The organism is Brevibacillus sp. SYP-B805 (assembly GCF_011059135.1).
In the GTDB taxonomy this organism is placed as follows: Bacteria; Bacillota; Bacilli; order Brevibacillales; family Brevibacillaceae; genus Brevibacillus_F.
On the sequence record NZ_JAALGD010000008.1, the window covers coordinates 127,768 to 149,258 of the forward strand.

Sequence of the window (21,491 nt, forward strand, 5' to 3'; positions counted from 1 at the left end):
CTGTCAAGGCTGCGCGCCTGCCGCTCCCTCCTGCATCGCCAGTGCCTCGTAGCGCACCCGCAGTTCCCGTTTCAGGATCTTCCCGCTCGGGTTCCGGGGCAGATTCTCCGCGATCACGACATATTTGGGGGCTTTGAACCCGGAGAGGCGTTCCTTGCAGAAAGCCAGAATCTCCCCGGCGCTCACATTCGCACCGGCCTTGGGCACCACTACGGCGGTAACCGCCTCGATCCAGTAGGGATGGGGGACGCCGATGACGGCAACCTCCGAAACGCCGGGGTGCTGGTAGATCGTCTCCTCCACTTCCCGGCTGGCAATATTTTCGCCTCCCGATTTGATCATGTCTTTCTTCCGGTCCACGACCGTGATGTATCCTTCCTCATCCATGATCCCCAAGTCTCCGCTGTGGAACCACCCGCCCTGAAATGCGGCCGCCGTTTTCTCTTCATCCTTGAAATATCCCAGCATGGCGTGGCTCGTCCTGTGCACGATTTCTCCTACTGTACCGCGGGGCACTTCCCTGCCGTCTTCGTCCACGATCCGGGTCTCCACGTTGAGCGACGGCTTCCCGGCGGACCCGGCTTTCCGCAGCTGATCCCTGGGTTTGAGCACAGTCGCCAGCGGCGCCACTTCCGTCTGCCCGTAGAAATTATAAAACTGCGCATGGGGCAGGCGTTGGTTCAATTCCTTCAGGATCTCCACCGGCATGATGGCCGCCCCGTAGTAGCACTTTTGCAGCGAAGAGAGGTCGCGGGCTGCGAACTCCGGAGACCGTAGCAGCGCGATCCAGACGGTCGGCGGACAAAACAGCTGCGTGGCCCGGTATTTTTCCACCGTCGCAAGCAGGAGGCCGGGAGCGGCCTGCTCCAGGATGATCCCGCTTCCTCCCAGATAGATATAGGGTCCGAGGAAGCAGTGAAGCTGTGCGCTGTGAAACAAGGGAAGCGCGTGAACCGCGATGTCGTCCTCCGTCATGCCCCCGTCGATGATGGTGCTGACATATTCGGCAATGACGTTTTTGTGGGTAAGCATAACGCCTTTGGGTTTGGATTCGGTCCCGCTCGTGTAGAGGATATGCACCACATCGTCATCGTCCAGGTGTACGTCGGGCTCAGCAGGCTCCGCGTCTTTGATCAGCTCCCTGAACGGCTGCCACTCCCCGATCGGTTCGGCAGGACGGGAAATGTTGGCGCACAAGCGCGGCGTGCAGCCGGCCAGCTTGATGGCCTGGTCGGCCGTTGTCAGAAATTCCGGAGAGACAAAGCAGGCGCTCACTTCCGCATGACCGAGAATAAAGGCCACATCGTCCGTGTTCAGCATGTAGTTGATCGGCACCATGATGATGCCCGCTTTGGCCAGGGCGAAGTTCAGAATGGCAAAATCCATGGAATTGCGGGACAGCACGGCCGCCCTCTCTCCTTTTTGCAGCCCCCTTGCCAAAATGGCGTTCGCCGCCTGGTTGACGATCCTGTCAAACGCCTCGTATGTAAACGCTTCCTCTTCGAAGCGCAGGGCGATCTTGTCCGGATAACGCGCCCTGCTCCGCTGCAGGATATCTCCGAGTGTGTTTCGCCTTGCACGCTGGATTTCGATCATATGCATGCCTCCAAGCCGTTTTTCTTTCATTATACACATCGTTTTCTATATAATCAGTATTTTCAGTAAAATAAGCGTTAAAAAAAGACCGACTCCCGAGAATCGGTCTTATCCTTCAGTATATCAGAAAGTTTAAACTCTTTAAAGCGATAAAGCGAAGTGAGAAAGGTTGGGGGCCCCCGCCGACACCAGCGTAGCTTAAGTCGGCGGGGTTTCTAAACTATTCCGACTCCTTGGAAAAAAACTCGTGGTACAAGGCGATTACCGCGCGATCCGCGTCAACCTCCTTGACTCCAAACATCATGCTGACTTCCGATGACCCCTGATTGATCATCTCCAGATTCACCTTTGCCTGCGCAAGGGCGGTCGTCGCCCGGGCCGAGGTGCCGACGGAACGCCTCATGCCTTCGCCCACGATCATCACAAGGGCCAGATCGTCTTCGATGACGATGTCCTCGGCATGCAGCTCCGTCCGTATGCGCTGGACAACCCGTTCCCGAATCTCCGGCGTGAAATCCTTCCGGCGCAGAATCACCGAGATGTTGTCAATTCCGGACGGGGTGTGCTCATACGACAATCCCTCGTCCTCCAGAATCTGCAGCAGCCGCCGCCCGAAGCCGATCTCCCTGTTCATCAAATATTTGCTCACATAGAGACTGCAGAAGCCTTTGTCGCTGGCGATGCCAGCCACCCGGTTCTCGTCCGCCTTCCGCTCCGAAACGATCATCGTTCCCGGCGCATCCGGATTGTTGGTGTTTTTGATGCAGACGGGAATGCCTGCGCGGTAAGCCGGGTACAAGGCTTCCTCGTGGAACACGGTAAATCCGGAATACGAGAGCTCCCTCATCTCGCGGTAGGTGATGACGCGGATCTCTTTCGGCTTCTCCACCAGGTTGGGGTTAACCACATACACGGAGTCCACATCGGTGAAATTTTCGTACAGATCCGCCTGTATGGCCGCTGCCAGGATGGAGCCCGTAATATCGGAGCCTCCCCGGGAGAACGTGACCAGCACCCCTTCCGTCGTATAGCCGAAGAACCCCGGAAAGACCACGATGCCTGTTCGGTCCTTCAGGGCCCGCAGCTTCTCATAGGCAATGGGGAGCACCTGCGCATTGCCCGCCTCATCCGTGACAAACAGTCCCGCCTCATACGGATTGACGTAATGGGCATCTTTTCCCAGGCTGCGCAGATAACGGGCCACCAGTTTGGCGCAGGTGTCCTCGCCTGCCGCTTTCACTGCATCGAGAAAGCGGGACGGGTCATCGCTGCTTCGGATCGACAAGGCTTCATGCAGTTCGGCCGTAATCTGTTCCGTGTCGTCGTGCGCAAGGCCGAGGCCTTCCGCAATGTCCTGAAAGCGCCGAAAAATCTCCTCCTTCACCTGATCGGCCCGGCCTCCCGCCAGTACGCTGTCCGCATACTGGATCAGCAGATCGGTCACCTTGATATCGTCCTTGTGCCGTTTTCCCGGCGCGGAGACGACGATCAGGCGCCTCTGATCGTCCGCCTGAATGATGGCTCCTACCTTTTTGATCTGCTCCGCGCTGGCCAACGACGTACCGCCGAACTTCGCTACTTTCATCTCCGACTCCTCCATCTGTTTCTCTATCTGTTCATGGTTCCGACGAACATGAATATAGGTTAAATGAGTTCTGTAAAAAAGACAAGTGTCTTTTTCACGTGGACATAACAGCACAAAAGAACAAGCCGATCAGTCAACCGATCGGCTTGTTCCCGTTAGTTACCGGCAGCGGCGAAGTTCTTTTCCTCGGCCTTTGTTTTTGCCGGTTTGGAGGTGTTTTTCTTCTGATTCTGTTCGAAGGCGATCAGGATGGCCTCCTGCCGCTTGACGCCATTTCTCTCCAGCTCTTCGATGGTGGTGATGATCCGCTTGTAATCTTTCGGAATCACCTTGACAAACTTCGCCACCGTTTGCTCCCAGTTCTGCAGCAGTCTCTTGGCGAGCGGGCTGTCCGTGTACGCCGCATGGTTTTCGATCAGGCGCTTGAGCATGTGAATTTCACGGGGCGCATCCAGGGCTTCCAGCAGGACCATTTCCTGATTGCACAAGGCGGCGAACTGTTCCCGATCCTCCGCCAGCACATAAGCGGTGCCGCCGGACATCCCGGCCGCGAAGTTTTTGCCGACCTTTCCGAGGATGACGACGCGTCCCCCCGTCATGTATTCGCAGCCGTGGTCGCCGACGCCTTCCACCACGGCGGTCACCCCGCTGTTGCGCACGCAGAAGCGTTCGCCGGCCACGCCGTTGATGTAGGCTTCCCCCGCCGTGGCGCCGTAAAAGGCGACGTTGCCGATAATGATGTTCTCTTCCGGAACAAAGGTGCTGCGCTGCGGTGGGCGAATCACCAGTTTCCCGCCGGACAGCCCTTTGCCGACATAGTCATTGGCATCCCCTTCGAGCCGCAGGGTGATTCCTCTCGGCACGAACGCCCCGAAGCTTTGTCCCGCCGATCCCTGGAACTGCAGCTGAATCGTATCTTCCGGCAGGCCATGCATGCCATATCTTCTGGAAACCTCGCTGCCGAGGATCGTTCCGACGACCCGATTGGTGTTTTGGATCGGCAGGGCCGCTTCCACCTGACGCTGGGCATCCAGCGCCGGTTTGCACAGCTTCAGCAGCATCCGGCGATCCAGGGTTTCCTCCAGCTTGTGATCCTGCGCCCGCTGATGGTATCTGCCCACGTCTTCCGGCACGTTGGGCTGATACAAGAGCGGCGACAGGTCAAGATGCTTCGCCTTCCAATGTTCCTTGGCCTTCTCGTTCATGGTGAGCAGCTGGCTCTGTCCGATCATTTCCTCAAAGGAGCGGAAGCCAAGCTCCGCCATGATTTCACGCACCTCGCGCGCCACGAAGCGCATGAAGTTGACGAGGTGCTCCGGATCTCCCTTGAACTTCTTGCGCAGATCCGGGTTTTGCGTCGCAACTCCCACCGGACAGGTATCCAGGTGACAGACGCGCGCCATCACGCAGCCGATGGAAACAAGCGGCGCCGTCGCGAAACCGAACTCTTCCGCGCCGAGCAGGGCGGCGATGACGACGTCCCGTCCTGTCAGCATCTTGCCGTCGGTTTCCAGCACGACGCGGTCGCGAAGCTGATTCAACAGGAGCGTCTGATGCGTTTCCGCCAATCCCAGCTCCCACGGCATGCCGGCGTGCTTGATGCTTGATTTGGGCGAAGCGCCCGTTCCGCCGTCGTGTCCGCTGATCACGATCACATCGGCCAGCCCTTTGGCGACACCCGCCGCGATGGTGCCGACACCGGCCTTGGACACCAGCTTCACGCTGATGCGGGCGCGCGGGTTGGCGTTTTTCAGGTCAAAGATCAGCTGGGCAAGATCCTCAATGGAGTAGATGTCATGGTGCGGCGGCGGCGAAATCAGCCCGACGCCCGGTGTGGAACCGCGCACTTCCGCGATCCACGGATACACCTTGTTCCCGGGAAGCTGGCCGCCCTCGCCCGGCTTCGCGCCCTGCGCCATCTTGATCTGGATTTCGGCCGCGTTCACCAGGTAGTGGCTGGATACCCCAAAGCGGCCGGAAGCGACCTGCTTGATCGCGCTGCGGCGGGAATCGCCGTTTTCATCCGTGATGTAGCGCTGCGGATCTTCTCCGCCCTCCCCGCTGTTGCTTTTGGCGCCCAGACGGTTCATGGCGATGGCGAGCGTCTCATGCGCCTCCTTGCTCAGCGAACCGAAAGACATCGCGCCGGTTTTGAAGCGGCGGACAATCGCATCCACCGATTCCACTTCCGCCAGCGGCACCGGCTTGCGGTCGGACTTGAAGGCGAGCAGGTGACGCAGGGAGACGAATTGCTGTTCATTCACCATCTGCGAGTACAGTTTGTACTGCTCGTAATCTCCTTCCCGGCATGCTTTCTGGAGCGCGTGGACCGTCTTCGGATTGAAGAGATGGTACTCGCCATCGCGGCGGAACTGGAAGTCGCTCCCGGGTTCCAATGCTTCCCCGCGGTGTTCCGGCGAAAACGCTTTGGCATGGCGCATCAGGGTCTCCCGGGCGATAATGTCCAGCTTGATGCCGCCCACCTGCGAAGAGGTGCGGGTGAAATAGCGGTCGATCACGGACGCATCGATGCCGATCGCCTCGAAGATTTGGGCGCCGCGATAGCTTTGAATCGTGGAGATCCCCATTTTGGACATCACTTTGACGACGCCTTCCACGGCGGTGCGCAGATAGATTGCCACGGCTTCCTCATGGGCAAGGTCTCCCAACTGGCCGGCTTGCACCAGCTCTTTCAAGGTCGCGATGGCCAGATACGGATTGACCGCATCCGCCCCGTAGCCGATCAGCATGGCAAACTGGTGTACGTCGCGGGGCTCACCCGATTCCACCAGCAAGCTCGCTTTCGTGCGCGTCCCGGCCCGTACCAGATGGTGATGCAGGCTGCTTACGGCGAGCAGGGCGGGAATGGCGGCCTGCTGTTCATTCACGCCGCGGTCGGACAGGATCAGCAGGGTATAGCCGTCCCGGATGGCCTGATCCGCTTTGGCAAACAGCTGGTCCAGCGCCTGTTCCAGCTCTTTTTCGCCGCCGTCAGCAGGAAAGAGCATCGGCAGCGTCAGCGCGCGGAACTCCCGGTATGGATTGTGGCGCAGCCGAGCCAGCTCTTCGTTAGAGAGGAGCGGCTGCTTCAGCCGGATTCTTCGGCAGTTGCCGGCGTCGGGTTCAAGCAGGTTGCCTTCCGCGCCAAGATAGGTCAGGGTCGAGGTGACACACGCCTCGCGGATGGCGTCGATCGGCGGATTGGTCACCTGGGCGAACGATTGCTTGAAATAGTTGTACAGAAGCTGCGGGCGATCGGACAAGACCGCCAGAGGCGTGTCAATCCCCATGGAACCGATCGGATCTTTCCGCTCCGTGACCATGGGCGCCAGCATTTTCTGAACCTCTTCCTGGGTGTAGCCAAACGCTTTCTGCAGGGCGACGAGCGCTTCCCCTTCCAGGTCGGCGGCCCCTTCCTGAGCCGGCAGCTGCTCGAGGGTGTGCAGGTTGTTCGCCACCCACGCGCGGTACGGTTGTTCGCCCGCGATGCGCTGCTTGATTTCCTGATCCGACACGATTCGTCCTTCCTCCAGGTCAACCAGCAGCATTTTGCCCGGGCTGAGACGTCCCTTCCGGATGATCTTCTCGGCCGGGATGTCCAGCACGCCCACCTCGGAAGAAAAGATGATGGTATCGTCGGAGGTCACGTAATAGCGTGCCGGCCGCAGCCCGTTGCGGTCGAGAATGGCCCCGATCTGTCTGCCGTCCGTGAACGTGATGGCCGTCGGACCGTCCCACGGCTCCATCAGACAGCTGTGATATTCGTAAAACGCTTTTTTGCCGTCATCGATCTGCTCGTCCTGATCCCACGGTTCCGGGATCATCATCATGGCGACATGCGGCAGCGAACGGCCGGCCAGGGTGAAAAATTCAATGCAGTTGTCCAGAATGGCCGAGTCGCTGCCCTGCATGTCGATGACCGGGAGCACTTTGGACAAGTCCTGGCCGAACGCCTGCGACTGGAACATTTTTTCGCGCGCCATCATCCAGTTGATATTGCCCTGCAGCGTGTTGATCTCGCCGTTGTGAATCAGGTAACGGTTTGGATGGGCCCGCTCCCACGTCGGGAACGTGTTGGTGCTGAAGCGGGAATGGACGATGGAGAATACCGACGCGTACGCAGGATCCTGCAGATCCAGGTAATAGGCGTCCAGCTGTCCGGGGGTCAGCAGCCCTTTGTAGACGATGGTGCGGGATGAGAACGAGGCCGCGTAAAACCCTGCAAGGCCGCGCAGCTCCATCTGTCTGCGGATCACGTACAGCTTGCGCTCGAAGGCCAGCGCATCGGACAGATCCTTGCTGGCACCGATAAATACCTGGCGAATATAAGGCTGGCTTGCCCGAGCCGTTTTGCCCAGCTTGGTCGGATCGGTCGGAACGGTTCGCCATCCGAGCAACGTCTGACCTTCCGCCGCGATAATCTGCGCCAGCTGCGCTTCATACTCTGTGCGCAGCGCTTCATCTACCGGAAGAAAAAGCATCCCCACGCCGTACTTCCCGGCCGCAGGCAGCTTGATGTTTGCTTCTTTGCATACCTTCTTGAAAAAGTCATGCGGGATTTGCGTCATGATTCCCGCGCCGTCCCCGGTTTCCGGATCGCTTCCCTGGCCGCCGCGATGCTCCAGCTGGCAAAGGATTTGCAATCCGTTTTTTACGATTTGATGGGTGGCTTTCCGCTTCAGATTGGCGATAAAGCCGATCCCGCACGCATCATGTTCATGAATGGGATCATAGAGTCCCTGTTTTGCCGGCAATCCCGTCTTTGTCATGGTATCCTCTCCTTCTCTACCTTCCTGTCCCGGGCTGCCGCGCCCTCTATTCCGAATTTTTCGTCTCTTTGTCCGGTTATAGAAAAACCGGGCTGCGGCAGGTGTCCCGACACCGATCTCTTGCTTTGTCGAATGGTTACTACTCATTTTAGATTTGTTAATTGATACAAACAATATATAATTAAGGTGAGATTAATCTCATATTGAGATGAATGCGAAGGGAGGGGGACAGCAGTGGAGCTGCGACAGCTGCAGTACTTCATTGAGGTGGCAAAACGGGAACATGTGACCGAAGCGGCGCACAACCTTCACGTCGCCCAATCGGCCGTCAGCCGGCAGATCGCCAATCTGGAGGCGGAACTGGGCATTCAGCTGTTTATCCGTGAAGGGCGCAATGTGAAACTGACTTCAGTGGGAAAAATCTTTCTGGAACATGCGGTGACGGCCCTGAACGAAATCGAGAAGGCCAAGCAGAAGATCGAGGAGTTCCTGGATCCGGAACGGGGCACCATCCGGGTCGGCTTCACCAGCAGTCTCGCCGCCAACCCTTTGCCCACGGTGATTTCCGCGTTTCGCGCCCGCTATCCCGATATCGGCTTTCAATTGAAGCAGGGGGCGTATAAACAGCTGATCGATTCCGTCATCCGGGGAGATATTGACCTGGCCTTTCTGGGCCCTGTGCCCACCCAGGAGAAAGATGTCCGCAGCCACATCTTTTTTGCGGAAAACATCATGGCCCTCCTGCCTGCCAGGCATCCGCTGGCCAAGCAGGAAACGCTGCGCCTGCGCGAGCTGCAGGACGATACCTTCGTGCTCTTTCCACCCGGTTTTCTGCTGCGGGAGATTGCGGTAAACGCCTGTGCGCAGGTCGGTTTCAAGCCGAAGGTTTCCTTTGAGGGGGAAGATATCGATGCCATCAAAGGGCTGGTTGCCGCCGGGTTGGGCGTTACCCTGCTGCCGGAAGTGACGCTGATCGACAACATGCCGAGAGAAACGGTCAGGCTCCCCATCAGCGAGCCCATTGTCACCCGGACGGTAGGAATCATCATTCCGAGCAACAGGGAACTGCCGCCGTCGGAAAAGCTCTTTTACGATTTTCTGAAAGAGTTTTTCTCCGTGCTGAACAAATTCAGCCAGTAGTTCACTGCGGACGGGGGCTATACCATCCGGGCGGGATCCAGCGCTTCCTGCACCGCAGGCGTCCACAGCCCCTCCTCCTGCAGCACCTGCCTTAATGACTTGTCCTCGGCATATGCTTTCTTCGCGATGGCGGCGGCACGGTCATATCCCAGGAAAGGATTGAGGGCCGTGACAAGGGAGAGGCTGGCCTCCAGCCACGCTGTGCACTGCCGCTCGTTGGCTTCGATGCCCATAATGCATTTGTCAACCAGGACTTGGATGGCATTGGACAAAATCGTGATGGAAAACAGCAGATTAAAGGCGATGAGCGGCATCATGACATTGATCTCCAGTTGGCTTCCCACCCCGGCCATCGTCACGGACATGTCGTTGCCGATCACCTGGGCGGCCACCATGTAGACCATCTCCAGGATCACGGGATTTACCTTGCCCGGCATGATGGAAGAGCCGGGCTGCACGGCGGGGAGCCGCAGTTCCGCGAGGCCGGTTCTGGGGCCGGAGCTCAGCAGGCGAAGATCGCTCGTGATCTTGATGAGATGCAGGGCCAGCTGTTTCAGCACGGCATGGACGTGAATCGCCGCGCTGGTATTCTGCATCGCGGCAAATCGGTTCGTCGCTTCCCGGAAGGGCATCCCGGTCCTTCTCGCGATTTCTCCGATGGCATAGGCGGCATACCGGGGATGGGCATTGATGCCTGTGCCTACGGCATTGCCGCCCAGCGCAATCTCATACAACCCCTCCTGCGCTTCCGCCAGCCTGGTCAACAGATGGGAGACGGTTTGGGCATAGCCTGAAAACTCCTGGCCCAGCCGGATGGGAACGGCATCCTGCAGATGGGTCCGCCCCGCCTTGATGACCGGCATCAATTCCTCCGCCTTCTGCCACAACGCCTGCTCCAGTTTCCTGAGGCTTGGCAGCAGGTGAACCTGCAGCATCTCCGCTGTTGAAATGTTGATCGCCGTCGGGATCGTATCGTTCGTCGATTGCGCCAGATTGACGTGGTCGTTGGGATGCACCAGCCTGCTCTCTCTCGTCCCTCCCAACAGTTCCGTGGCCCTGAGGGCGATCACCTCATTGGCATTCATATTTTGGGAGGTGCCGGCCCCGGCCTGAAACACATCGACCACGAAGTGCGCATCCCATTTTCCCTCGATCACTTCTTCCGCCGCCTGGATGATGGCCTGCGCAATCGTTTCTTCCAGCTGTCCGGTTCTCCGGTTGGCGGCAGCCGCGGAAGCCTTGATGATTCCTTGCGCCCGGATAAAGGCCCGGGGCAGCCTCAGTCCGCTGATGGGGAAGTTTTCCACAGCCCGCTGGGTTTGCGGGCCATAGAGAGCCTCTGCGGGAATGGTCACTTCCCCTAATGGATCTGACATGGTTCGGTATGCTGGCACCGTCATCGGTATCGACATCCCCCTGTTCACTTTGGTCAGCCATTAGGGTTGCCCGCAGGAGGAAAAATAAACCACGGCAGAAAAAAAGAAGCCAATCGTCCGGCCAATTGGCTTCTTTGCCTGCGGAAAGGGGCAGGATGATTTTGATTTCCGGCAGGAATTCTTGCCCAACTGGAAGAAAGTAAGAATGAACTACTTTTCTTTATTTATGCTGGTTGGCAGGAGTGAAAGGTATGAGTAAAGCGGCCGTCAGTCAAAAAGAGGTCATTTTCCGCATCAATCAGGAGGAATATGGGATTTCCGTCACAGAGGTGGTTTCCATTGAAAAAGCCCATGACATAACAACCGTTCCCAGACAAAATCCATTTTTGCTGGGTGTCATCCACCTTCGCGGCAGCGTCATCCCGGTTGTCGATCTGCACCATGCGCTGCAAGGAACCCCCGCTCGCATCACGGATTCCACACGCTACATCATCGTATCCGTAGGGGATGAAGTCGTCGGGTTCGTGGTGGATGCGGCTACGGATATTATCGATGTCCCCCAATCCATTATCCAGAAGCCTGCCGTGGTTCGATCCGACTTCATCTACGGCATCGCCAAGCTAGATCAGCGCATGATCGTGCTGCTTGACATTCCCCGCCTGATGAGCGGCATTATCGGCGATATTTCCGTATAACCCGTCTTCGATCAGAATAGACCCATGTTCCTCCCCTCTGAAGGAACATGGGCCTTTTTGCCTTATCCTTTGTTCCCTTCTTCCATCAACAGCGACAGCTCCGCCCAACGTTCAATCGCTTGATCCAATTCCTTTTTTACCTGCTGCTGTTCTTCATACAAAGTCCGGATGCGTTCATAGTCGCTCCCGGCCTGCGCGATCTGCTGCTGCAGTTCCGCATGACGCTCCTCCAGCGCGGCGATTCGGTCTTCGATCTGTTCCCATTCGCGCTGTTCATGATAGGAGAGCTTTTTGCGCCGCTCTTTTTTGGGCGGCTGTTTTTCCAGCTCATCCCGCTCCGGCCGGCTGCTTGCCGATAACTGCTTCTCCATGCGGCGCTGCTCCAGATAGTCGGAGTAACTGCCCTCGAATACCCGGATCGCCCCGCCTCCTTCAAACGCCAGCAGGCGATCCGCCACACGATCCAGGAAATAGCGATCATGGGAGACCGCAATCACCGCACCGGGAAACTGTTCCAGATAATCTTCCAGAATGCGCAGGGTTTGGGTATCCAGATCATTGGTCGGTTCATCCAGGAGAAGAACATTGGGCGCGCCCATCAACACGCGCAAGAGATAGAGGCGGCGTCGTTCACCGCCGGACAACCGGTGGATATACGTCCGCTGCATGTAACGATTAAACAAGAACCTCTCCAGCATCTGCTCGGCGGTGATGAGGTCTCCCTGGGCCGTCTTGACCACTTCCGCCGCTTCCTGGATGTAGTCGATCACGCGCTGGTTCATGTCCATCTCGGCATGATCCTGGGTATAATACCCGATGTTGACGGTTTCCCCCGTCTCAACGGTGCCTGCGTCCGGTTCAAGCCGCCGGGCGAACAGGTTGAGGAGCGTCGATTTCCCGCTCCCGTTCGGCCCGACGATGCCCAACCGTTCCCGGGGAACCACCAGATAGCTGAAGCGGTCAATCAATTTTTTGTCCCCCAGGCGTTTGGTCACCTCTTTCAGCTCCAGCACTTTCCTGCCGAGCCGGGTTGCGCCAAGGGCGATATCCAGTTTTTCAGCGGGGATGGCGATCTGTTGGCCGCGCAGCTCTTCCACCCGCTGGATCCGGGCTTTTTGTTTGGTCGTTCTGGCTTTCGCCCCGCGCCGCAGCCAGGCCAGTTCCCGCCGCAGCAGATTTTGCCGCTTTTGTTCATCGGCGAGAGCCTGCTCTTCGCGTTCCGCCTTCTTTTCCAGGTATGTTTCATAATTGCCGTCGTAGCTGTAGATTTTGCCGTGGTCCAATTCCAGAATGCGGTTGGTCACGCGGTTTAGAAAATAGCGGTCATGGGTTACCAGCAACAGCGCCTTGTTGTACTGCGACAAATAACTCTCCAGCCACTCGATGATGTCATGATCCAGATGGTTGGTCGGCTCATCCAGGATGAGCAGGTCGGCCTCCTGAATGAACGCTTTCGCGATAGCCACCCGCTTTTTTTGACCGCCGGAAAGCTCTTTGACGGGCTGGGCGTAGTTCGTGATGCCAAGGCGGTTCAAGATCGCCTTGGCGGCAGAAACCGCTTCCCAGGCGTTCCGTTCCTCGACCTTTTGCTGCATGGCAAGCAGTTTTTTCTGCTTCTCCGGATTCGCCGGATCAGCTTCCAGCTCATGCAGGGCCAGCTCATAGTTCCGCATGGCCTGCATCAGCGGGGAATCGCCGAAGTACACCTGTTCCAAGACCGTCAAGTCCTCTTGCAGTTCCGGGTGCTGGGGCAGGTATTCGATCCGGAATTGTTTGGCATGGATGATCTCTCCGGCTTCGACCGGCTCCAGCCCCGCGATCACCTTTAACAGGGTGGATTTTCCCGTACCGTTCACCCCGATCAGACCGATGCGCTGTTTGTCGGAGATGGTAAAGGAGATATGGTCAAACAGCACTTTTTCCCCGTATGTTTTGACAAGATTGACGACAGAAAGTACCGACATGCTTTCATCCCTTCTTCATGCCTCTTCACGCTATCCACCCTTTAGGATTAGGGATGAAGGTGAAAAAAGCAAGAGAAAAGAAGGAACGTGCCATCATGAATCATCACTACTTTTCATGTCAGAAAATCTGACATATAATCAATACAAAAGCACAGGTGGTGATCACATTGTCTTCCATCGTCATCCGAGACGCCGAGGAGTCGGATCTACCCAAGCTATTGGAAATCTACAACCATGTCGTCCGCACCTCTCCGGCGACCTTTGATCTGGAGGAGCAAACATTGGAGCAGCGGAAGCGCTGGTTTCAAAAATTCGACAAGACGCATCCCCTGATCGTCGCCGTGGAAAATGACGCCGTGATCGGCTATGCCTCCCTGAGCCGCTTTCGGGAAAAATCTGCCTACAATCAGACGGGAGAATCCTCCGTCTACATTCATCACGCTCATCAGGGCAAAGGCGTCGGCAGGCTGCTCATGGAGGCACTGCTGCATCGGGCCAAAGAACTTGGCTATCACGTGATCGTCGCGGGGATCACCGGGGGAAACGAGGCGAGCGTGAGGCTGCACGAACGCCTGGGCTTCACGTTTGTCGGCGTTTTTCGGGAGGTTGGCTACAAATTCGGTCAATACCAGGATGTTTCGTTCTATCAATACACAATCACCGAATAAAAAGAGGAAAAGGCCCGTTCAGCTCGGTTATGAGACTGACGGGCCATATGCTTCCTCAAGCCTCTCCGGCGTAAAGCTTCTGCCTGAGGGCCTGCAGTTCGGCGCTTTCCAGATATTCATCGTAGGTGATCTCTTTGTCGATCAACCCGTTCGGCGTGATCTCGATAATGCGGTTGGCGACGGTTTGAACGAACTGGTGGTCGTGCGAGGTGAACAGGACACAGGCTTGGGTGTCGATCAACCCATTGTTTAGCGACGTGATCGATTCCAGGTCCAGATGGTTGGTCGGTTCGTCCAGAATCAGGACATTGGCGCCGCTTAACATCATGCGGGCCAGCATGCAGCGCACCTTTTCGCCGCCGGACAAGACGCTTGCTTTCTTGAGCGCTTCATCCCCGGAGAACAGCATCCTGCCCAGAAAGCCGCGGATGAAAGTCTCGTCCTGTTCCTTGGAATATTGGCGCAGCCAGTCTACCAGGCTGAGTTCTACATGAAAGTAGGACGAGTTGTCTTTGGGGAAATAGGAACGGATGGTGGTGACCCCCCACTCGTACGTCCCGCTGTCCGGCTCCAATTCGCCGGCAATGATCTGGAAGAGGGTGGTCTTTGCCAGTTCGTTCGGTCCGACAAAGGCGATTTTGTCTCCCCCTTTTACCGTGAAGCTGACATTGTCCAGCACCTTCTCCCCGTCGATGGTTTTGGTCAAGCCCTCCACCGTCAGGACGTTTTTCCCCAGATCCCGTTCCGGCTTGAACTGTACAAACGGATACTTGCGGTTGGACGGTTTGATGTCGTCCAGCGTGATTTTTTCCAGCAATTTTTTCCGGCTGGTCGCCTGCCGCGACTTGGAGGCATTAGCGCTGAAGCGGGCGATGAAGCGCTCCAATTCCTTGATTTTTTCTTCCTTTTTCTTGTTCTGGTCTTTCATCATCTGCAGTGCCAGCTGGCTGGACTCATACCAGAAATCGTAGTTGCCCACATAGATTTGAATCTTGCCGTAATCGATGTCCGCGATGTGCGTGCAGACCTTGTTCAGGAAGTGGCGGTCATGGGAAACGACGATCACGGTATTTTCATAATCCATCAGGAAATTCTCCAGCCAGCGGATCGACTCGATATCCAGATGGTTGGTCGGTTCGTCCAGCAGCAGGATGTCTGGATTGCCGAACAAGGCTTGGGCCAGCAGGACACGCACCTTCTGATTGCCTTCCAGCTCCTTCATTTTCTTCTCGTGCAGATCGGTGGGGATGCCCAATCCGATCAGCAGGCTGGCGGCGTCCGGTTCTGCCTGCCACCCGTTCAGCTGTTCGAACTCGCTCTCCAGCTCGGATGCCCTGATGCCGTCCGCTTCCGAAAAATCGGGCTTCGCGTACAACGCGTTTTTCTCTTCCATGATCTCATAGAGGCGCTTGTGGCCCATGATGACGGTCTTCAGCACCTCATGCTCGTCAAATTCGAAGTGGTTCTGCTTTAATACAGCCAGACGGCAGCCGGGCGTGATATGCACATGGCCGCTCGTCGGCTCGATTTCACCCGACAAAATCTTGAGAAAAGTGGATTTTCCCGCTCCGTTGGCCCCGATCAGGCCGTAGCAGTTGCCCGGGGTAAATTTGATCGTGACATCTTCAAACAGCGCTCGTTTGCCATAGCGCAGGGAAACACCCGACGTGCTGATCATAATCGCTGATACCTGCCTTTATCCGATCTGATTTTCGCAGTAGAACACGAAACAGTATTATATCACATTGACCGACCGTTGTGGCCAAAAAGAAGGCCGATGCCCTTGAGAGGGACATCGGTCCTGGCGCTGCCCGATCGCGCTGGGGTTTCCTTCTCAACTGATGGTTCTGACAGGCAAGCCCACCTGTTCCGCCAATTCCGCCTTGGAAGTCAACAGGAGATCGGTATAGCTTGTAAAGAACGGTTTTAGGTTCTCCAGCCGCAAATCTTGAAAGCGCAGCAGGATGGTATTGGATTGGTGCAAATATACATGAAAATGGTCGCTTAAAAAAACCAAAAACTGATCCACATCAGTGCCGGCTTTTGTCAACCATTCGTCGTTGAATTCGATATAACCAATCAGATTCGGACACTGTTCGCGTATTCTTGCCATGCCTTTCAATACATATGCTTCGAATCCTTCCACGTCCAATTTAAAAAGCAGGCGTTCCTCTGCCAGCGATTGATCTGCAAACAGGGAATCGACCGTGATGCTCTTTACTTTCGTCACTTCAACCATCTTATGTTTCATCATGGGAACTGCCGAGGATGTTCCGGACCAGGCATGGTCGACGTAAAAGGTAATCTCTTCGCCCTCTTTTTCGCCTGCTAGCGCGTGGACCAGGGTGATTTGACTTTTGTTCGGGTGTTCTTCCAACGCTCTGCAGAGATAGGGAAACAGCAACTGATTGGCTTCGATCCCGATGATTTTGGCATCCGGATGATACACCGTGGAATAGATCACTTCCCCGTAATTCACCCCGACGTCAAGGATAATGGTCGGCTTCCATACCTCGACGATTTTTCTCCAGATGCTGGTCACTTTGTGATGCGTCACCCCATTCGACTTGATGACCCATTGGCCCCGCTTATCGGTTGGATTGACATACAAAACGTTGCTCGACCCCGCAATGGTTACTTTCTGCATGTGCTCCGGCGTGGCAGACAATTTGATCACTGCCTCCTTCTGATTCAATTTTTTGGAGGATCAAGACAGATTGGCTGTCTCTGTTTGCTCGATTCCCAATTTGGATTCCAGCAATTGTTTGTTATGCAGCACGTTATGATCTTCCGGCCGGTATTTTCTCGCTTCCTCGTTATGTTCGTAGGATTTTTGAAAATCACCCAGATGGTAATAGCAGACACAAAGCTGCAGGTGCGGATACCAGGTATAGTATGCCGGATAGCTGAAACTCCATTGATCGGGATCAGGTTTCCGCGTCAGGGCGAGCTCATACCAGAAAACCGCTTTTTTGTATTCCCGTTTGCGCTGGAAATGGTACCCGATGCGGCAGGCCGCTTCCGCTTTTGGCTCTCCGTACTCGAATGATTTGAACAAGGCCGTGAGTTCGTTGGCGAAGTCGCCCAAAAACCGATAGCAATCGGCCATATAGATGCAGGCGTAGATTTTGTCCTCTACCCAGCCTTCCTGCATGGCCAGATTGTTTTGGTAGCTTTCGATCGCCTGTTCGTACTTGCCGTTTTCACGCAATTCATTGCCATAATAGAAAAAGTCTCTTGGAGTGAACTTATCCCCTCTGGCGATCTTGTTGGCGTATATCCCCAGCGCTCTCCCGACGGAATGGCGAATTTTTTTATGGGTGACAGCGATATCCGCATTGATGATTTTTCCGCTCACGCTCAAATATTGATGGACATCTCCGTACCATCTGAAGTTTTTCTCCCGTTTCACCAAACGGTTTCGCCTGTAGCGCAGGGTCACATTCCCGAACTCGTCCGTCCCCGCGTTATAATACATCGAGACGGAGTCCACGGATGGATCAAGGGTTTTTTTTAACTGTTGCAGCTTGATCTGGTCTTCCTCCAGGAGCACATCGTCCGCATCCAGATAGAGAATGTATTCCTTTGTTGCATATTCAAATGACTTGTTCCTGGCTTCAGCAAAATTGCCGGTCCACGGGAAAAAGAAGACACGGTCCGTGTATTGTTTGGCGATTTCCACTGTGCGGTCTGTAGAGCCGGTATCCACGATATTGATCTCATCCACGAGATCTTTCACGGTGTCCAGGCAGCGTGCCAGCACTTCTTCCTCATTCTTCACGATCATGCAAAGGCTGATGGTAATCATCTCATCCTTCCTTTCTATTCATATGGAACAGCATGCGGTGTGCACTTGTTCAACACATTGCCACTCATACGTCTGTGATTTCCGCGTTGTTAGCGTATGCGTTGTCCCTTTCCATGGTGATCTCATGCGAGCATTTGGGGCGTCCGCCACTGCGGATCGATCAACGCCACCCATTCCCTTGCAAATAAAAAAACCTTGCATCATTTTGATGACACAAGGTTTCAGCTAATCAACGATACCCGATCCGCCCGCTTCTTCTCCGTACCCAAACATGTCGATTTGCTCCTGTTCTTTCCTGTTCACCTTTCTTTCCAACCGCTCGATCCGTTTCACGTACTGCTGCTGCTCGCGCTTCGAATGCCACCGCAGCACCCTGCCTTTTCTTTTCCACAGCTCGAATGCCTGCTGCGTATAGTACAGCGCCTTTTCATAATCTTTGCAATGATGCTCGCAAATTTTGGCGGCCTCCACATACACTTCTTCAGGGATATGGGAAAATTCCCGCATGTATGCTTCCCATAACTGCAGGGCCAGCAGCCAGTTCCCCTGCCGTTTGTACAAGCGGCACAAGGCGTTCATCGCCTCCGCCCTGCGTCTGTGTCCATGCGCGATCAGCCATTGGTAGCGCCGGCTCGCCTCTTCATCCGCCCCCAAGGCTTCATACCAGCGCGCAATTTCAAAAAGTTCGTCGCCGGAAGGGTCAGCGACCGGGTGGGATAGCACCAGATACGCCAGATGAATGTAGAGGGAAATGAGCGAAAGCACATCCATCTCATGATGTTCCATCACGCCGCGGATGATGTCGGGGTCTTTCGTCTGCAGATAGTCAAAATACAGGACGGGTGCCAGATGCCCGGGAACATCCCCGGTGCGCGAGACGCCCAGTTTCTCCCGCTCAATGATGGACAGGCGGCAGGAGGGAAGCTCATCCTTCCACAGCCGCCGCGCTGCGTGCAGCAGATCGTAATGCCCAAGGGTCGGAAGCTGCGGAACCTCATCGCGCAGCAGCGTGTGTCGGGTCTTGACCTGCGGCCAATCGAACGCTTTGCCGTTGAAGGTCACCAGATCGGTTGATGGCCGGATATCCGCCAGAAATGACTGATACAGGAGCACTTCCGCGTGCGGGGCAGGCAAAAAGTGCTGCCGGACCACCACGCAGTCTTCCTCAAAACGGCTGTATCCCAACAGAAAAATCGTGTTCCCCGCTCCGCCGTGAAGGCCTGTCGTCTCCGTATCGAAAAACAGCAGATGCTCCGCTTTCCTGCCCTTCGCCGACAGCGGATGGATCAATCCGCTATCATTCCAGGCATGGATGACGTCCAACAACTCCCGGAACGCGTATCTGCCGTGCCGAACGGTGATCGGATACCGCTGCTCCCGGATGATGACATACGCTTGATCCATCCAATGGGGTGTCGCGTGCATCGCCTGCCAACGCCCGAGATACGGGACATCCGTCTCTTGAGCGCTGGCGCGGACGCTCTCTTTGCCCATATGCCCCTTCATCCGCTGCAGCTTCGATTTAAGAGACATATGGCGTACCTCCCTGGGCTACACGCACCAGAGCCAGCGCCTTGCTTTTCTCCACGCCGCCCTCTTCGGCAGCCCCTACGCAGGACGGGCAGCCGGCATCACATGGACAGGAAGCGATCAGCTTCTCGGCCTCCAGCAGGATGGTTTCCATCTCCTTGTACACCTGTTCGCTCAACCCGACGCCGCCCGGATAACGGTCATAGAAGAAAATGGACGGCAGGCCGGAATGCAAGGCCTTGCGCTGCGGAACCACGTGCAAATCCTGTGGATCGCACATGACAAACAACGGGGCGACGTGCCGCAGGACATGGGCCAGGCCGACAAGCCCCCGCTCCGCTTCTTCGCGGCCGATCTCCCCGAAGACCGACTCGGAAAAGCTGATCCATGCCGCATGGGTATGCAGCTCTTCTTCCGGCAGGTGAATCGGTCCGGAGCCGATGTTTTCATGGGTTTCAAACTTGATTTTCTTGAAAATGGTCGCCATCGCATTGACAGCCACTTCGCCGAACCCGTATGTCGTCTGCCAATGTGTTCTCGACTCGTCTTCTTCCAGCACTTTCAATTGAACTGCCAGCTGGGCATCCGTATAGTAATCCACCTGCACCTCCCGCACGTACGCCTTTTTCTCCTCGTAATCCAGCTTCTCCACCTGGTACTGGGTTCCCTGATGCAGGTAGATCGCCTCTTCATGCAGCAGGGTAAGCGCGCTGAAGCGGTCCATTTCCCCGATCACTTTCTCCGCGCCCCGCACGGTGATGTCCACGATCACCACATTTTCCTGGGAGGCGGAGCGCAGGCTGATGTTGTGGGCCGGGAACGACTCGTTCATCCAGAACCATTTCCCCCGCGAATGATGGAGGATCTGTTCCTCTGTCAAAAATTCCAAAATCTCCGCGATCTCCGCCCGGCCGAAACGGTCACCTTCCGCAAAGGGCAGTTCATAGGCGGCACACTTGATGTGATCAACCAGAATGATCAGATTGTCCGGATTGATGCGGGCCGCTTCCGGACTGCGGTTCAGGAAGTATTCCGGATGCTGGATCACATACTGGTCAAGCGGCGTGGAGCTGCCCACCAGAATCACCACGGACTCTCCCTGCCGCCTTCCCGCCCGTCCGGCCTGCTGCCAGGTGCTCGCGACGGAACCGGGATAGCCGGTGATGATGCAGGCCTGCAGCTGGCCGATATCGACGCCCAGCTCGAGCGCATTCGTGCTGACAACCCCCAGGATGTCCCCCCGGCGCAGGCCCTGTTCGATCGCCCGCCGCTGGCTGGGCAGATAGCCGCCGCGGTAGCCCTGAATCGTCTTGGGCCCCAGCTTCCGTTTGACCAGCTCCTGCAGATAGGTCAGCAGGATCTCCACGCGGACACGGCTTCGGGCAAACAAGATGGTTTGGATGCCGTTGCCGAGGAATTGCTCCGACAGATCCCTGGCTTCCAGCGTCGCGCTGCGGCGGATGTTCAACTGCCGGTTGACGACGGGCGGATTGTAGAAGAGAAAATGTTTCACGCCGGATGGGGCGCCGTTGTTGTCAACCAGCGTCACGGGCTCTTCCGTCAATTGTTCGGCCAGCTCGCGCGGATTGGCGATGGTGGCAGAGGTACAGATAAACTGCGGCTTGCTTCCATAAAACGCGCAGATTCGTTTCAAGCGGCGGATCACATTGGCGACATGGCTGCCAAAAACGCCGCGGTAGGTATGTAACTCGTCGATGACGACATATTTCAAATGCTCGAAAAAGGAGACCCATTTCGTATGATGCGGCAGGATGCCGGAATGCAGCATATCCGGATTGGTGATGATGATGTTTCCGGCTTTCCGGATCATCTGGCGGATATTGGCCGGGGTATCGCCGTCATAGGTTTCCGACTTGATCGGCAGCCCCATCTCCGCCGCCCATTCGAGCAGCTCACTCTTCTGATCCTGCGCCAGCGCCTTGGTCGGAAACAGATACAGGGCGCGGGCCTGCGGGTCTTCCGTCAGCGCCTGGATGACCGGCAGATGGTAGCACATGCTTTTCCCCGATGCCGTCGGGGTAACGGCAACGATATGCTTCCCTTCTCTCACATGCCGGTAGGATGTCTCCTGGTGGATATAGAGGGACGTGATGCCTCGCTTCCGCAGCATCGCTTGAATGCGTTCGTCCAGATCTGGGGGAAACGGAACCGTCCGTGCTTCTCTGGCGGGAATCGTTTCCCAGTGAACGATATTGCGGCTGAAGCGCTCGTCATGGCGCAGTTGTTCCAGGATTTCAGATATGTCCCGTTTCCTGAACATGCAGATCACCTACTTCTCCCCCTATTGTACGAATGAACGTTCGCTCTGTAAATGCCAAAACAACAGAATGGCACTTTCC

Annotated in this window: 13 protein-coding genes; 3 read left to right on the plus strand and 10 right to left on the minus strand. The window is 56.2% G+C overall.

What is annotated here, in order from left to right:
• Positions 1 to 3: 3 nt before the first annotated feature.
• The 3 genes from G3578_RS11755 to gltB all read right to left on the minus strand — a co-directional run bounded on the left by G3578_RS11755 (position 4) and on the right by gltB (position 7,950).
• Entirely contained in the window at positions 4 to 1,596 is a 1,593-nt protein-coding gene (locus tag G3578_RS11755) for an acyl-CoA synthetase (RefSeq protein ID WP_165212852.1), read from the minus strand.
• A 220-nt stretch (positions 1,597 to 1,816) separates the two neighbouring features.
• Entirely contained in the window at positions 1,817 to 3,181 is a 1,365-nt protein-coding gene (locus G3578_RS11760; protein ID WP_165212854.1) for an aspartate kinase, read from the minus strand.
• A gap of 155 nt (positions 3,182 to 3,336) precedes the next feature.
• A complete protein-coding gene (gene gltB, locus G3578_RS11765) occupies positions 3,337 to 7,950 on the minus strand; it encodes a glutamate synthase large subunit (protein ID WP_165212856.1) in 4,614 nt (1,537 codons plus the stop codon).
• Between the two features lie 234 nt (positions 7,951 to 8,184).
• On the opposite strand from gltB, the gene gltC reads away from it, so the two are divergent.
• On the plus strand, positions 8,185 to 9,090 hold the full coding sequence (gltC, locus tag G3578_RS11770; protein WP_165212858.1) for a glutamate biosynthesis transcriptional regulator GltC: 906 nt from the start codon (positions 8,185 to 8,187) through the stop codon (positions 9,088 to 9,090).
• Between the two features lie 17 nt (positions 9,091 to 9,107).
• On the opposite strand, the gene G3578_RS11775 is transcribed toward gltC, so the two are convergent.
• Positions 9,108 to 10,490: a class II fumarate hydratase gene (locus tag G3578_RS11775; protein ID WP_165212860.1), complete on the minus strand. Its 1,383-nt coding sequence runs from the start codon at positions 10,488 to 10,490 to the stop codon at positions 9,108 to 9,110.
• 227 nt (positions 10,491 to 10,717) lie between these two features.
• Here G3578_RS11775 and G3578_RS11780 point away from each other — a divergent pair, with 227 nt between their 5' ends.
• A complete protein-coding gene (locus G3578_RS11780) occupies positions 10,718 to 11,161 on the plus strand; it encodes a chemotaxis protein CheW (protein ID WP_165212862.1) in 444 nt (147 codons plus the stop codon).
• Positions 11,162 to 11,223: 62 nt separating this feature from the next.
• Here G3578_RS11780 and G3578_RS11785 read toward each other — a convergent pair whose 3' ends face one another.
• On the minus strand, positions 11,224 to 13,125 hold the full coding sequence (locus tag G3578_RS11785; RefSeq protein ID WP_165212864.1) for an ABC-F family ATP-binding cassette domain-containing protein: 1,902 nt from the start codon (positions 13,123 to 13,125) through the stop codon (positions 11,224 to 11,226).
• 167 nt (positions 13,126 to 13,292) lie between these two features.
• Between G3578_RS11785 and G3578_RS11790 the strand changes: the two genes are divergently transcribed.
• On the plus strand, positions 13,293 to 13,793 hold the full coding sequence (locus G3578_RS11790) for a GNAT family N-acetyltransferase (protein ID WP_206529645.1): 501 nt from the start codon (positions 13,293 to 13,295) through the stop codon (positions 13,791 to 13,793).
• 55 nt (positions 13,794 to 13,848) lie between these two features.
• On the opposite strand, the gene G3578_RS11795 is transcribed toward G3578_RS11790, so the two are convergent.
• The 5 genes from G3578_RS11795 to G3578_RS11815 form a co-directional block, all read right to left on the minus strand.
• Complete coding sequence (locus tag G3578_RS11795) at positions 13,849 to 15,471, minus strand: ABC-F family ATP-binding cassette domain-containing protein (RefSeq protein WP_165212866.1); 1,623 nt, start codon at positions 15,469 to 15,471, stop codon at positions 13,849 to 13,851.
• Between the two features lie 156 nt (positions 15,472 to 15,627).
• Positions 15,628 to 16,470, minus strand: a complete 843-nt coding sequence (locus G3578_RS11800) for an FkbM family methyltransferase (RefSeq protein ID WP_165212868.1) — start codon at positions 16,468 to 16,470, stop codon at positions 15,628 to 15,630.
• A gap of 30 nt (positions 16,471 to 16,500) precedes the next feature.
• Positions 16,501 to 17,601 carry a glycosyltransferase gene (locus G3578_RS11805; protein ID WP_165212870.1) on the minus strand — a complete coding sequence of 367 codons (1,101 nt, stop codon included), beginning with the start codon at positions 17,599 to 17,601 and terminating at the stop codon, positions 16,501 to 16,503.
• Between the two features lie 225 nt (positions 17,602 to 17,826).
• Entirely contained in the window at positions 17,827 to 19,134 is a 1,308-nt protein-coding gene (locus G3578_RS11810) for a ribonuclease H-like domain-containing protein (protein ID WP_165212872.1), read from the minus strand.
• Positions 19,124 to 21,412 (minus strand): DEAD/DEAH box helicase, encoded by a 2,289-nt coding sequence (locus G3578_RS11815; RefSeq protein ID WP_165212978.1) that lies wholly within the window; start codon positions 21,410 to 21,412, stop codon positions 19,124 to 19,126. Before G3578_RS11815 ends, G3578_RS11810 begins: the two co-directional genes overlap by 11 nt.
• Between the last annotated feature and the right edge of the window lie 79 nt (positions 21,413 to 21,491).

What these genes read in the sequence shown, in the direction of transcription:
- G3578_RS11755 (WP_165212852.1), bottom strand. Translation starts at nt 1,596, where the DNA reads ATGATCGAAATCCAGCGTGCAAGGCGAAACACACTCGGAGATATCCTG.
- G3578_RS11760 (WP_165212854.1), bottom strand. Translation starts at nt 3,181, where the DNA reads ATGAAAGTAGCGAAGTTCGGCGGTACGTCGTTGGCCAGCGCGGAGCAG.
- gltB (WP_165212856.1), bottom strand. Translation starts at nt 7,950, where the DNA reads ATGACAAAGACGGGATTGCCGGCAAAACAGGGACTCTATGATCCCATT.
- G3578_RS11775 (WP_165212860.1), bottom strand. Translation starts at nt 10,490, where the DNA reads ATGACGGTGCCAGCATACCGAACCATGTCAGATCCATTAGGGGAAGTG.
- G3578_RS11780 (WP_165212862.1), top strand. Translation starts at nt 10,718, where the DNA reads ATGAGTAAAGCGGCCGTCAGTCAAAAAGAGGTCATTTTCCGCATCAAT.
- G3578_RS11785 (WP_165212864.1), bottom strand. Translation starts at nt 13,125, where the DNA reads ATGTCGGTACTTTCTGTCGTCAATCTTGTCAAAACATACGGGGAAAAA.
- G3578_RS11795 (WP_165212866.1), bottom strand. Translation starts at nt 15,471, where the DNA reads ATGATCAGCACGTCGGGTGTTTCCCTGCGCTATGGCAAACGAGCGCTG.
- G3578_RS11805 (WP_165212870.1), bottom strand. Translation starts at nt 17,601, where the DNA reads ATGATTACCATCAGCCTTTGCATGATCGTGAAGAATGAGGAAGAAGTG.
- G3578_RS11810 (WP_165212872.1), bottom strand. Translation starts at nt 19,134, where the DNA reads ATGTCTCTTAAATCGAAGCTGCAGCGGATGAAGGGGCATATGGGCAAA.
- G3578_RS11815 (WP_165212978.1), bottom strand. Translation starts at nt 21,412, where the DNA reads ATGTTCAGGAAACGGGACATATCTGAAATCCTGGAACAACTGCGCCAT.